General features: G+C 66.6%; 9 protein-coding genes. All 9 read left to right on the top strand.

Annotation, left to right across the window (positions count from 1 at the left end):
- Nucleotides 1-143: 143 nt before the first annotated feature.
- The 9 genes from ACPPVS_RS12795 (at nt 144) to ACPPVS_RS12755 (ending at nt 12639) form a co-directional block, all read left to right on the top strand.
- A complete protein-coding gene (locus tag ACPPVS_RS12795; RefSeq protein ID WP_426592644.1) occupies nt 144-1664 on the top strand; it encodes an ABC transporter substrate-binding protein in 1521 nt (506 codons plus the stop codon).
- A gap of 97 nt (nt 1665-1761) precedes the next feature.
- The gene (locus ACPPVS_RS12790) at nt 1762-2703 is read left to right on the top strand and encodes an ABC transporter permease (protein ID WP_426592643.1); all 942 of its coding nucleotides are present in this window, start codon (nt 1762-1764) and stop codon (nt 2701-2703) included.
- Entirely contained in the window at nt 2700-4562 is a 1863-nt protein-coding gene (locus ACPPVS_RS12785) for a dipeptide/oligopeptide/nickel ABC transporter permease/ATP-binding protein (protein ID WP_426592642.1), read from the top strand. The genes ACPPVS_RS12790 and ACPPVS_RS12785 overlap by 4 nt, the downstream gene beginning before the upstream one ends.
- Nucleotides 4559-5389, top strand: a complete 831-nt coding sequence (locus ACPPVS_RS12780) for an ATP-binding cassette domain-containing protein (RefSeq protein ID WP_426592641.1) — start codon at nt 4559-4561, stop codon at nt 5387-5389. Before ACPPVS_RS12785 ends, ACPPVS_RS12780 begins: the two co-directional genes overlap by 4 nt.
- 24 nt (nt 5390-5413) lie before the next feature.
- Nucleotides 5414-7912, top strand: a complete 2499-nt coding sequence (locus ACPPVS_RS12775; protein ID WP_426592640.1) for a glycoside hydrolase family 3 C-terminal domain-containing protein — start codon at nt 5414-5416, stop codon at nt 7910-7912.
- On the top strand, nt 7893-8513 hold the full coding sequence (locus ACPPVS_RS12770; protein ID WP_426592639.1) for a TetR/AcrR family transcriptional regulator: 621 nt from the start codon (nt 7893-7895) through the stop codon (nt 8511-8513). Before ACPPVS_RS12775 ends, ACPPVS_RS12770 begins: the two co-directional genes overlap by 20 nt.
- Before the next feature lie 61 nt (nt 8514-8574).
- On the top strand, nt 8575-10416 hold the full coding sequence (locus tag ACPPVS_RS12765; RefSeq protein WP_426592638.1) for a glycoside hydrolase family 3 protein: 1842 nt from the start codon (nt 8575-8577) through the stop codon (nt 10414-10416).
- 55 nt (nt 10417-10471) lie between these two features.
- Nucleotides 10472-11530, top strand: coding sequence for an SDR family NAD(P)-dependent oxidoreductase (locus tag ACPPVS_RS12760; RefSeq protein WP_426592637.1), 1059 nt, complete (start codon nt 10472-10474; stop codon nt 11528-11530).
- Between the two features lie 8 nt (nt 11531-11538).
- The gene (locus ACPPVS_RS12755) at nt 11539-12639 is read left to right on the top strand and encodes a Gfo/Idh/MocA family protein (RefSeq protein ID WP_426592636.1); all 1101 of its coding nucleotides are present in this window, start codon (nt 11539-11541) and stop codon (nt 12637-12639) included.
- The last annotated feature ends 294 nt before the right edge of the window (nt 12640-12933 follow it).

The raw sequence follows: 12933 nt of genomic DNA, 5'->3' as shown, positions 1-12933 counted from the left end.
CCGCTCGCGATGGGGTATTGACGAGAAAAACGAGTGCTGTTAGGTTTTCTCTACCGATCGACCGCACTGCTGCAGTCCGGTCCGGCCCACCTGCGAACGAAGGAGTTCACATGCACCGCACTATGCGTCTACGGGGACGATGGGTGGCTGCTGCTGTTGCTGCGGCAGCGGCACTCACGCTCACAGCGTGCTCCGGTTCCTCAGACTCGAACTCGAGCAGCACCTCGGCTGCCAAGTCCAGTGCAAACCTGGGTCTGCTGGGCAGCGTCTCGTCGTTCTCGGCCGCTGACATGGAGTGGGGAAACCAGGCCCCGTACGTCCAGGCGGTCTACGACACCCTGCTCCGTCAAGACACCAAGGGCGCCGTCATCGCCGGCCTAGCGTCCAAGTGGTCGTACAACGACGACCAGACCGTGCTGACCTTGACCCTCCACGACGGAGTGAAGTTCACCGATGGAACGCCGCTCAACGCCGACGCGGTCGCGAAGAACCTGATCCGCTTCCGCGACGGAGCCTCGTCGGCGAAGGCGAACCTCGCCAACATGGCCGATGCCACGGCCGTCGACGACACGACGGTGAAGATCACCCTCAAGGAGAGCGACCCCGGGCTGCTCATTGCCCTCGCGCAGGCAGCGGGCGCCGTCGAGGCGCCCTCGCACTTCGGCAGCGCGGACGAGAAGACCGTCCCCCTTGGCTCCGGCCCCTACGAGCTGGATGCCGCGAAGTCGGTTCCCGGTTCGACGTACCAGTTCACCGCGAACCCCGACTACTGGGACAAGGCCTCGCAGCACTACGACGCTCTGACGTTCACCGTGCTGACGGACTCGACCGCCATGCTGAACGCCATCAAGGGTCACCAGGTGAACTTCGGAGTCATTCGGGACAACAAGACGCTCGATCAGGTGAAGTCAGCGGGCTACAAGTTGGTCAGCATCCAGGCGAGCTGGGTCGGGATGCTCTACTTCGATCGAGACGGTGCGGTCAATCCGGCGCTCGGCGACGTCCGGGTCCGCCAGGCGCTGAACTACGCGTTCGATCGCAAAGGCCTCCTCAAGACCGTCGGCAGCGGCGCAGGGACCACGACGACTCAGATCTTCCCGACGACCTCTGCCGCCTACGACCCGGCCCTCGACAACAAGTACTCCTTCGACCCCGCCAAGGCCAAGAAGTTGCTGACTGAGGCTGGCTACCCGAATGGCTTCGCGCTCGAGATGCCGTCCCCGCCCGGCCAGGACCCGGCCACCAACGCCCTGATCGTCCAGCAGCTCAAGGATGTCGGCGTCACGGCGACCTTCGTCGACGCCGGTGCCAACTTCTTCCCCGACATCCTTGCTCAGAAATACGCCGTGAGCCCGTTCGGCCTTGCGCAGGATCCCGACTGGACCCTGATCAACTTCCAGGTCGCGCCCAACGCCACGTTCAACCCGTTCCACAACGCGGACCCGAAGATCGACGAGCTCATCCAGACGATCCACGACTCGCAGGCGGACGAGACAACGTTGAACGCCGCTCTCAAGGAACTCAACACCTATCTCGTCGACCAGGCGTGGTTCGGCACCTGGTACCGGCCCGACTCCAACTTTGCAGTCGACTCGGCCACGACCGCTGAGCCGCAGGCCGGAAACGCGTTGCCCAGCCTCTGGAACATCAAGCCGGCGGCCTGAAGCACCTACTGGTCGGGGTGAGCCCCGCGTGCCGCTCACCCCGACCGTGTCGCACTTCTACCCGGCGCGCACCACAGAGCATCGACAAGGAAGCCCCGTGCTCACATTCATCGGAAAGCGTGTCGTCAGCGGGATCGTGCTCATCTGGTCCGTCTGCACGCTCGTGTTCGTGTTGCTGTACTTCAACAGTGGCAACGTGGCCCGAACCATTCTCGGGCAGACCGCCTCTCAGGAGGCCGTGGACCTCAAGTCCGCGCAGCTCGGTCTCGACCGGCCCCTCACCGTGCAGTATGTCGACTGGTTGTCCCACGCGCTGCACGGGGACCTTGGGACGTCTTGGTTCACAAACCAACCGGTAACGTCCACCATCGCGACGCGACTCCCCGTCACGCTGTCGATCATCATCGGGGCCACGATCGTGTCGGCGATCATCGCTGTGGTCCTGGGCGTCTGGGCCGCTATCCGACGCGGATGGGCCGATCGCGTCGTGCAGGTGCTCTCGGTGCTGGGCTTCGCGGTCCCGGGCTTTCTCATCGCGATCGGGCTGATCGCCGTGTTCGCGCTGAACTTCGGGTGGTTCGCACCCACAGGGTTCGTCGCCTTCACTGACAGTCCCAGCGGGTGGCTGCGAACCGTCACCCTGCCGATCATCGCGCTGAGCATCGGCGGCATCGCCGCCATCTCCGGGCAGATTCGAGGGTCGATGCTCGACGCCATGCGGCAGGACTACGTCCGCACCCTTCGGAGTCGAGGACTGTCGAGCACTCAGGTGACCTTCGTCCACGTGCTCCGCAACGCCGCGGGACCGGCGCTCGCGGTCCTGGCCCTTCAGTTCATCGGCATGCTCGGCGGCGTCGTGCTGATCGAGCAGATCTTCGCCATCCCCGGAGTCGGCCAGATGACCGTCTTGTCCACCATCCAGGGCGACATCCCCGTGGTCATGGGCCTCGTCGCTGTGACGGCCATCCTCGTGGTCGTCGTCAACCTGGCCATCGACTTGGTCCAGGGCTGGGTCACGCCGAGAGCGAGGCTTGCATGAGCATCGACCCGTCGGGTATCACCCCTGACACCGAAGAGCACCTGGCGGCCGCGGGCGTGGCCGTGAACCCACGCCGTCGAACCCTCTTTCGAGAGATTCTGCGTCGGCCGATCGGGACCGTCTCACTCGTCGTCCTCGCGCTGATTGTTCTCGCGGTGGTCCTCGCCCCCCTTCTCACGTCGTCCGACCCTGCGGCCGCATCCCTGCAGGACGTCCTTGGTCCCCGTGCCCCGGGTCATCCGCTCGGCTTCGACAGCGCAGGGCGAGACGTCTGGGCGAGGCTCCTTTACGGCGGCCGGTTCACGCTCGCTGCGGCGATGCTGGCGGTGCTGGTGGCGGCCTCTATCGGGATCACCGCAGGACTGATCGCTGGGTACTTCCACGGCGCGTTCGACAAGGTCTCTTCATGGCTGGCCAGCCTGATGATGGCGATGCCGGTCCTGATCCTGCTTCTCGCTCTGCGCACCGTGATCGGCCCGTCGTTGTGGTGGACGATGGTGGCCTTCGGCGTCATCCTCTCGCCGTCCTACTTCCGCCTCGTCTACGCGTCCGTCAACGCCGTCCGGGACGAGCTCTACCTCGACGCCGCTCGCGTAGCGGGCATCTCGGACCGCCGGATCATCGCCCGGCACGTGCTCACTGTCGTGCGCGCACCCGTGATCATCCAGTCCGTGATGATCGTGGGGATCGCCGTGGCGATCCAAGCCGGCCTGGACTTCCTCGGCCTGGGTAACGCAAGCATCCCCACCTGGGGCACGATGCTGAACGACGGGTTCATCAACCTGTACAACGCTCCCCGGCTCGTGGTGTGGCCGACGGCGGCCATCGTGCTCCTGCTCGTGTCCTTGAACCTGCTCGCCACCACGATGCGCGACGTGCTGGAGCGGACACAGCAGCCTTCGCGTCGGCGAAAGGCGCCGCGACCGGCGGACGCACCAAACGCCGGAGACGAGACCGCGCGGACCGTCGTGCACGCCGATCGGTCGGATCCCGACGAGGCGCCCTTGCTCACGGTCGAGCACCTGTCAGTGGGCTACGAGCAGCCAGCCGGGCAGCCGGACAAGGTTGTCGTCCAGGACGTATCCCTGTCAGTACGCCGCGGTGAAGTGCTCGGTCTGATCGGCGAATCCGGGTCGGGTAAGACCCAGACCGCCTGGGCCATCATGCGGCTGCTATCAGAGGGTGGTCACATCCTGACTGGGCGGATCGTCTTCGACGGCCAAGACCTCGCCGACGCGTCAGAGCGCGCGATGGCCGGCATCCGTGGCAGGCGGATCGCGTACATCCCGCAGGAGCCCATGGCGAACCTCGACCCGTCGTTCACGGTGGGCAGTCAACTCGTTCGCCCGATCCGGCACTGCCTGGGAATCTCTCGAGCTGACGCGCGGGACAAGGCCCTCGCCCTCCTTGAGCGGGTCGGTATCCCCGATCCGGCTCGCACGTTTGGCGCGTATCCGCACGAGCTGTCGGGGGGTATGGCTCAGCGCGTGCTGATCGCCGGGGCCGTCGCGTGCAAGCCCGACCTGCTCATCGCCGACGAACCGACGACCGCGCTCGACGTGACGGTGCAGGCCGAGGTGCTCGACCTCATCCGCTCGCTTCAGGACGAATACAGAATGGGTGTGGTACTCGTGACGCACAACTTCGGCGTCGTCGCCGACCTCTGCGATCGCGTCTCTGTGATGCGCGAGGGCCGGATCGTCGAGTCCGGTCCTGTGCGGTCGATCTTCAGAGCGGCCGAGCACCCTTACACGAAGAGTCTGCTTGCCGCGATCGTCGACGAGGGCCAGGCACGCGCCCCCTACGGCACCGGTCCGAGCCCCGTCTCGAACCGGTCCGGGACCGAGGTGGACTCATGACTGGGCCCCTGCTCGACGTCTCGGACGTCGTCGTGCAGTACCCGGTGAAGGGCTTTCGACGCAAGCCCTTCCAGGCTGTCAACGGCGTGAGCATCGACATCCGCCCCGGCGAGTGCGTCGGCCTTGTGGGGGAGTCGGGCTCGGGAAAGACGACCCTCGGCCGGGCCGTGCTCGGTCTCGCGCCTGTCACTGGTGGCCACATCATCTTCGACGGCCAGGACATCACGCACCTTCCGAAGCAGCGCCGCCGCGCACTCGCAGAAGACATCCAGGTGGTGTTCCAGGACCCGTACAGGTCGCTCAACCCGTCCATGACCATCGAGCAGATTCTGACGGAGCCGCTCACGGTGCGGAACCTCTCGCGTTCCGAGGCGGCTGCTCGGGTGCGCGGACTGTTGGATCGCGTCGGGCTGCCGACTTCGGCCGCCGATCGCCTGCCCAGGGAGTTCTCGGGCGGCCAAAGACAGCGGATCGCGATCGCCCGCGCTCTCGCGCTGCAGCCCCGGCTGATCATCTGCGACGAACCGGTGTCGGCACTCGACCTGACGACACAGGCCAGGGTGCTCGACCTGTTCCGCGAGATTCAGGAGGACACCGGCGTGGCCTACCTCTTCGTCTCGCACGACCTCGCGGTGGTTCGCCACCTGTCTCACCGGGTCGCGGTTATGTACCGGGGAGACATCGTCGAGTGGGGGGAAGGTGACCAGGTCACGGCCCGGCCCAGCCACGCGTACACGAAGCGTCTCTTCCTCTCGGCACCCGTACCCGACCCAGACATCCAGGCTGAACGTCGACGTGCCCGCGCGTCATCGACAACCAGCGCCTAGCCACCTGAAGGGGTGACATTCACCATGACGCTGCACCTAGACGCACCCGAGCTTGCCCACCTGCTCAGCCGGCTGACACTCGAACGCAAGGTCCTCCTGCTCACCGGCCGTGACTTCTGGTCGACTCATCCGCTCGACGAGATCGGGTTGCGCTCGATGGTGCTCTCCGACGGTCCCGCCGGGGTACGTGGCCCCACCTGGGACGAGCGAGAGACCTCGCTGAGCCTGCCTTCCGGCACAGCGCTCGCCTCCTCGTGGGATCCGGAGATCGCCAGGACCTACGGGCGGGTCATGGCGCAGGAGGCGCGGAGGAAGGACGTCGACGTCGTCCTCGGGCCGACCATCAACCTGCACCGCTCACCCCTCGGTGGCCGGCACTTCGAGGCGTTCAGCGAAGACCCGCTGCTCACGGGCGACCTTGGGGCCGCGTACGTCGATGGAATGCAGGCCGAAGGCGTCGCAGCCTGCCCCAAGCACTACGTGGCGAACGACTTTGAGACCGAGCGGATGAGCGCGAGCGTCGAGGTGTCGGAGCGGGCTCTGCGCGAGCTGTACCTGGCGGCCTTCGAGAAGGCCGTCGTCTCGGCGCGTGCCTGGTCGCTGATGTCCGCCTACAACGGCGTCAACGGGACGCCCTCCTCCGAGTCCGAGCTCCTGCAGTCCCCCCTCAAGACGGAGTGGGGTTTCGACGGAGTCGTGCTGAGTGACTGGGGCGGCGTCTACAGCCTCGCCGCCGCTGGGGGAGCGCAGGACCTCGTGATGCCCGGTCCCGTTGGCCCCTGGGGCGACGAGCTGGTGAAGGCCGTCCGCGACGGACGTGTACCCGAATCGACCATCGACGACAAGGTCGTGCGACTGCTCCTGCTCGCAGCGCGAGTCGGCGCGCTGGACGGGTATGTCCGCGCGGTCGGCACCGACGTCGTTGACGGCCCCGCATTTGCGCGCCGAGCCGCAGCCGAAGGCACCGTCCTTCTCTCGAACGACGGGGTCCTCCCGGTGAAACCCACTCGCCTCAAGCGCGTCGTGGTCGTCGGACAGAGTGCCCGGCTCGCACGGAGCCAGGGCGGAGGTTCGGCCACGGTGATTCCCGAGAGGGTCGTCAGCCCGCTCGACGGGATCCGTGCCGCGCTCCCGACCGTCAGTGTCGACTACAGCCTCGGAGCGATCCTCGACGAGAGCATCATCCCGTTGCCCATCGACGAGATCACGCATCCCACGACCGGCGAAGCTGGTTCCCTCGTGCGGTTCCTCGATGCTGACGGTGTCGAGATCCTTCGGGAGGATCGCCGGGCCACCGAGTTCTTCTACTTCGGCGGGACGGCACCGACGGCCAGTGCGGCAATGTTCGAGGTGTCATTCCGGTGGGAGCCGGAGCGTGATGTCGATGCGCTGCTGTCGTACACCACCGGTGGCTCGAGCCGCCTGCTGGTGAACGGCTCCGATGTGGCGGCCCTGGACGTCGCGGAGGTCGGACTCACATTCGAACAAGCCCTCGCGGCGCCTCCCACCGTGTCGGTGCCCGTCACCTTGACGGCCGGAGACGGCATCGACGTGCGGATCGAGGTCGACCTGCGGTCGCGACCGGTCACTGCGGCGACCGCAGCCCTGTTCATGCTGAAGGCCGGAACGCAGCCGGCGCCCTATGACCGTGACGCTCTCATCGCGGAGGCTGCACGGGAAGTCATGCACGCCGACCTGGCCGTGGTTGTCGTCGGTACGAGCGGCTCGCACGAGTCGGAAGGCTTCGACCGCACCACGCTGGAATTGCCGGGGGAGCAGAACGCCCTGGTCGAGGCGGTGCTCGCGACAGGGACGCCGACGGTGGTCATCGTGAACGCGGGCGCGCCGGTGATCCTGCCTTGGCGCGACCGCGCCGCAGCCGTGATGCTCACCTACTTCGGTGGGCAGGAGATGGGTCATGCGATCGGGGACATCCTCACCGGGGTCGTCGAGCCGGGTGGACGTCTCCCCACGACCTGGCCGGCCGCCCAGTCCGATGTGCCGATCCTGGACGTCACGCCCGTTGACGGTCGGCTCGCGTACGCCGAGGGGGTCTTCATCGGTTACCGCGCGTGGTCGAACGCGGATCACGAACCTGCTTACCCCTTCGGTCACGGCCTGGGATACACCAGCTGGCAGGTCGACGACCTGGCGATGCTTGGCGCGGTCGGTGCCCACGGGGAGGTGTACGTCGCCGCGTCTGTGACCAACACGGGCGGCCGGCCGGGCAAGAACGTCGTTCAGGTGTATGCCTCGTGCCACGACGATTCGGCCGTGCGACCTGATCGGTGGCTTGTCGGGTACGCCGTGGTCAGGCTCGACGCGGGCGAACGCACCGACGTCGAGATCGAGGTCGCAGAGCGGGCGTTCTCCGTCTGGTCGGAGGACGGTTGGGTGGCCGTCGCCGGAACCTACCGGCTCTCAGTCGGCTCGAGCGTCGACGACCTCGTGCGGTCGTGTGACGTCGCAGTGGCGCCAACAGGTGAAATCGAGGTGGCGGTCGGTGACCGTGTCGCACGATAGAGCCATGACTCGCCGCGGTACATATCCCAAGGGCGTCGCCAAGCGCGAAGAGCTCCTGAACACAGCTCTGGAGGTCATTGCTCGAGAGGGCTACAGCCGCGCCAGCCTTCGACAGCTGGCAGCGGCGGTCGAGCTGACACAGACAGGCCTCCTGCATCACTTCGAGAGCAAGGAGGCGCTCTTCATCGAGGTCCTGCGACGCCGCGACAGCGCTGCGGAGAAGCTCTACAGACAGGCCCTCGACGAGGATCCGACGCTGGACTTCGCCGAGATGTTGGCCGAGGGCGTCACCGGCAACACCGACGTCGCGGGCCTCATGCAGCTCTATGCCCGGCTGGCTGCCGAAGCGACAGAGCCCGACCACCCGGCACGGGAGTTCTTCCAGAACCGCCGGCGGGCGCTCGTCGCCGCCTACAGCGAACAGATCCACGGTCTCCAGGAAGCCGACGCGGTGCCCACGCAGCACGACCCCACGATGCTGGCGCTGCTCACCGCAGCTCTCATGGATGGTCTGCAGTCGGCTTGGCTCGTCGATCCAGACATCGACATGGCCGCGGCGATGCGGGCCTTCTGGGCGCTCGTCGAGTGCCGACCCGAATGAGCCACATCTGAGTTCTCGTCGGTGTCGTGCGATTCCCACTTGCGAAAGACGGTCACACCCCATGCAACCCACGTACTCGATCAGTCCGGATGGCGTCGCCTACCGGGACCTCAACGGCAACGGCGTCATGGATCCGTACGAGGACCCACGTCGAGCGCCGGAGGAGCGAACCGTCGATCTGCTCGCCAGGCTGTCGCTCGAGGAGAAGGTGGGCCTGCTCTTCCAGACCGGCATCGCCGTCGGCGAGCAAGGAACGCTCCTGGAAGAACCCGGGATGATGACGATGTCGGCCACCAGCGACATCGTCGGCGGGAAGCTCATAAATCACTTCAATGTTCACCATCTCGACAACGCTCGAAATGCCGCGCGTTGGAGCAACTCCCTCCAACGGCTTGCTGAGAACACACCCCACGGCATCCCAGTAACGGTCTCGACCGACCCGCGCCACGCGTTCGTTGAGAACGTCGCTGCCTCGTTCGCCGAGGGGCCGTTCTCCAAGTGGCCCGACGGACTCGGCCTTGCCGCTCTGCGGGACACGGGCGCAGTCCGTGACTTCGCACGAACAGCGCGGGACGAGTACCGCGCCGTGGGGATCCGAGCGGCACTCCATCCCCAGGTCGACCTCGCGAGCGAGCCACGGTGGACCCGCGGGCTACAGACGTTCGGCGCAGACGTGGCTCTCGCCGTTGAGTACACACGCGCCTACATCGAGGGCTTCCAGGGTGAAGCGGTGAGCCACGAAAGCGTCGCGTGCACCACCAAGCACTTCCCAGGGGCGGGTCCGCAGAAGGATGGAGAGGACGCGCACTTTCCCTACGGCCGCGAGCAGGTGTATCGAGGCGGTGCCTTCGAGGAGCACCTCGAGCCGTTCCGAGAAGCCATCCGCGCCGGCACCGCGGCCATGATGCCGTACTACGGGATGCCGCAGGGCCTCGTGATCGACGGCGAGGAGATCGAGGAGGTGGGATTCGGCTACAACCGCCAGATCCTGACGGGACTTCTCCGCGAACAGCTCGGATACACAGGCGTCATCGTCACCGACTGGGAGCTCGTCAACGACAACGTCGTGGGCAACCAGGTCCTTCCGGCGCGGGCCTGGGGTGTCGAGCACCTCGACCCGACCGGACGGATGCTGAAGATCATCGAGGCGGGCGCCGATCAGTTCGGCGGCGAAGAGTGCACGGAACTCTTGCTCGAGCTCGTCCGCTCAGGGCAGGTCACCGAGGCGCGCATCGACGAGTCGGCGCAACGGCTTCTGCTCGTGAAGTTCCAGCTCGGCCTGTTCGACGACCCCTTCGTCGACGAGGACCACGCTGAGCAGACTCTCGGGAACCCGGATTCACACCACGCCGGGTTCCTGGCGCAGGCGCGTTCGGTGGTCGTTCTCGAGAACAGGGAGGTCGATGGTCGTCGGCTCCTGCCCCTGCGGCCGGGCCTGCGCATCTACGTCGAGGGCATTGATGCAAGCATCGTGAGTGAGTACGGCACGGTCGTCGCGGATCCAGCGGACGCGGATGTCGCGCTGGTTCGCATCGGGGCACCGTTCGAACCTCGGGACGACCTGTTCCTGGAGAAGTACTTTCATCAAGGCTCGCTCGACCTGCAGCCAGGCTTGGTGTACCGCCTCAAGACCCTCGCGGCTTTGGTGCCTCTGCATGTGGACGTCTCGATGGATCGGCCGGCTGTTCTGACGCCCTTGGTCGATGCCGTCGCAGGACTGAGTGTCACCTTCGGCGTCTCGGAGCGAGCCCTGCTGTCGGCACTGACCGACACCGTGCGTCCGAGCGGACGGCTTCCGGTCGAGCTCCCTCGGTCGATGGAGGATGTCCGGCAGACGCCCGAAGACGTCACAGTCACGCCCCATCCGCTGTACCCGATCGGCGCGGGATCGCCATGGTCCTGAGTTCTGACCCAGAGATCGCCGTCTTGTACGCACCCCTGGCGCCAGGTCGACCACCATGGTCTTCACCTCGCGTTGCAGCATCGACGAAGGAGAAGTGCTCGTGACTACGCACAAGCCTCTGACGGCCGGCAGCACCGTCGCCCAGTGGTTGGACCACCCTGAGGGCGGGCCCTTCCTGCGAAACCTCCTCGCACAAGCGGGCACGGATCCGGATGCCCTGGCACCGGCGCGGAACCTCCCGCTCAAGCAGGTCGTGGCAATGAGCCAGGGCGCGTTCCCGCAAGAGGTCGTGGATCAGCTGGTGCTCCAGGCGAACGGCGGGGTCGCACCGGAGGAGGACTTGGACGACAGCACGTGGCACGAGCGGATAGTGCCTGAGCGCTTCACCGGGCGTGTGGTCGTTGTGACCGGCGCCGGGTCCGGGATCGGCCGCGCCGTCGCCTCCCGGGTCGCCCGAGAAGGTGGGCGGGTGATCGGAGTCGACGTCAACACCGTCGGACTGGAGGCAACCGCCCAGTCGCTCGACGCCGACACGTTCGTGGGGGTGACGGCGAACATCACCCTCGCCGAGGATGTCGAAAGGATCGTCGCAGCAGCAGGAGAGCGGGTGGACGCGCTGGCGAATGTCGCCGGCGTCGTCGACGACTTCAGCCCCGTCCACGAGACGTCGGACGCCGTGTGGCAGCGATGCTTTGCCGTCAACGTCGACGGGGCGTTCCGACTCAGTCGCGCATTCATCCCGCTCATGCTTGCGGCCGGTCGAGGCTCCATCGTCAACGTCGCCTCCGAGGCCGCGCTCCGTGGCAACGCGGCCGGTGTGGCGTATACGGCCAGCAAGCACGCGGTCCTCGGCCTCACCCGATCCACGGCATTCATGTACGGACCCCAAGGCATCCGCACGAACGCCGTCGCGCCCGGTGGCGTGGCCACGGGTATGGCGCCGACGGGGATCTCCGCCTTCGGTCAGGAACGCACGAGCCCGTTCATTGCGCTCATGCCCCCGGTGGCCCTCGCCGAGCACCTCGCGGCATCCATCACGTTCCTGCTCTCCGACGACGCCGTCAACATCAACGGGGCCGTCTTGACCTCCGACGGCGGCTGGTCCGTGCAATGACGGCCCGCGTGAGTGATCCAGTCGGTCTGGGCATTGTGGGAACTGGCGACATCCTTGACCAGTTCATGGAAACCTTCGCTCCGAGCGATGAGGTCGATGTCCGCTTCCTGGCGGGACGAGACGTCGCGAGAGCCGCAGAACGGGCCGCCCAGTTCGGGGTTCCCGCGCACGGCACGTACGACGAGCTGCTCGCGGACCCGACCGTCGGCCTCGTGGTGAACCTGACCGTTCCACAGGCGCACTACGAGCTCACCCGCGCTGCCCTCGTATCGGGCCGTCATGTGTGGAGCGAGAAGCCCCTGGCGGTGTCCATGGACGAAGGCCGAGAACTGGTCGAGCTCGCCGAGCAGCACGAAGTAAGGCTGGGCTGCGCACCCGACACGTTCCTCGGACCAGGCCTGCAGACGGGGCTGGCGTTGATCGAGGCTGGCCGCATCGGCATCCCGCGGAGCGCGCACGCAAGATTCCAATACTGTGGACCGGACTATTGGCACCCCAATCCGTCATTTTTCTTCGCTCACGGCGGCGGTCCGTTGCTCGACATGGGTCCGTACTATCTGACGGCTCTCGTTCAGGCGCTCGGCCCAATCGCCCGGGTGACCGCAGTGGCGGACCGAGCTCGTGACGTTCGCGTCGTCGCGATGGGCTCCCACGCCGCCGAGGCCATCCCGGTCGAAGTCCCGACGCACGTCCTGGCGATCTACACGTTCGCGAGCGGAGCCATCGCTGACTTCTCGATCAGCTTCGACACCGCTCTGTTCGCGTCCGAGCTCGAGATCTCGGGGACCGAAGGCAGTATCCGTCTGCCCGATCCCAACCGATTCGACGGCGACACGATCGTCTTCCCGTTCTCGATCGAGCAAACCTCCGACGTCGTCTCGCCGGGCACGACCGGCGGCTCGGGACGGGGCAGCGGGATCGTAGACATGGTCCGCGCGATCCGCGATGGCGGTCCCCATCGCACGGACGGGCGTCTCGCGTTGCACGTTCTCGACGTCATGATGTCCACGATCCAATCGGCCGACACGGGACTTCCCGTGGTGGTCGAGAGCCGATGCACGCCAGCGTCGCTCCTTCCCAGCGGTTGGACCGCCGGCGCCCCGGAGTAAGGGCAGCAGCACATCGGAGGGCCGGGCGTCGGGTCGTTCACCCAGATGACTGCGGCGCAGTCGCGAGACCGCCTGAGCACGGCTCAGTGATCAATCTGGGTTGCGCGCGATCGGTCGACTGGCAGCTCCGGTCGTTAGCATTCGGACGTGGCGCGGTCGATCATGTGGCTCGTTCCACCGCACGCCGCCGGCGATCGGGAGCGGGAGGCGCCTCGCGAGGCTGACCACCTGACCTGCTCGCAGTGGGAGCGTTCGTGCTGCGAGATGAGTACTGCGGCAACACGCCACCGGCCC

This window comes from Cellulomonas sp. McL0617, from assembly GCF_049994875.1.
Classification (GTDB): Bacteria; Actinomycetota; Actinomycetes; order Actinomycetales; family Cellulomonadaceae; genus Cellulomonas.
This window is presented reverse-complemented; position numbering and strand designations above follow the sequence as displayed.

Excerpts from the sequence above, each read along its gene's own strand:
- ACPPVS_RS12780 (WP_426592641.1), top strand. The coding sequence starts at position 4,559 with ATGACTGGGCCCCTGCTCGACGTCTCGGACGTCGTCGTGCAGTACCCG.
- ACPPVS_RS12775 (WP_426592640.1), top strand. The coding sequence starts at position 5,414 with ATGACGCTGCACCTAGACGCACCCGAGCTTGCCCACCTGCTCAGCCGG.
- ACPPVS_RS12765 (WP_426592638.1), top strand. The coding sequence starts at position 8,575 with ATGCAACCCACGTACTCGATCAGTCCGGATGGCGTCGCCTACCGGGAC.
- ACPPVS_RS12760 (WP_426592637.1), top strand. The coding sequence starts at position 10,472 with ATGGTCTTCACCTCGCGTTGCAGCATCGACGAAGGAGAAGTGCTCGTG.
- ACPPVS_RS12785 (WP_426592642.1), top strand. The coding sequence starts at position 2,700 with ATGAGCATCGACCCGTCGGGTATCACCCCTGACACCGAAGAGCACCTG.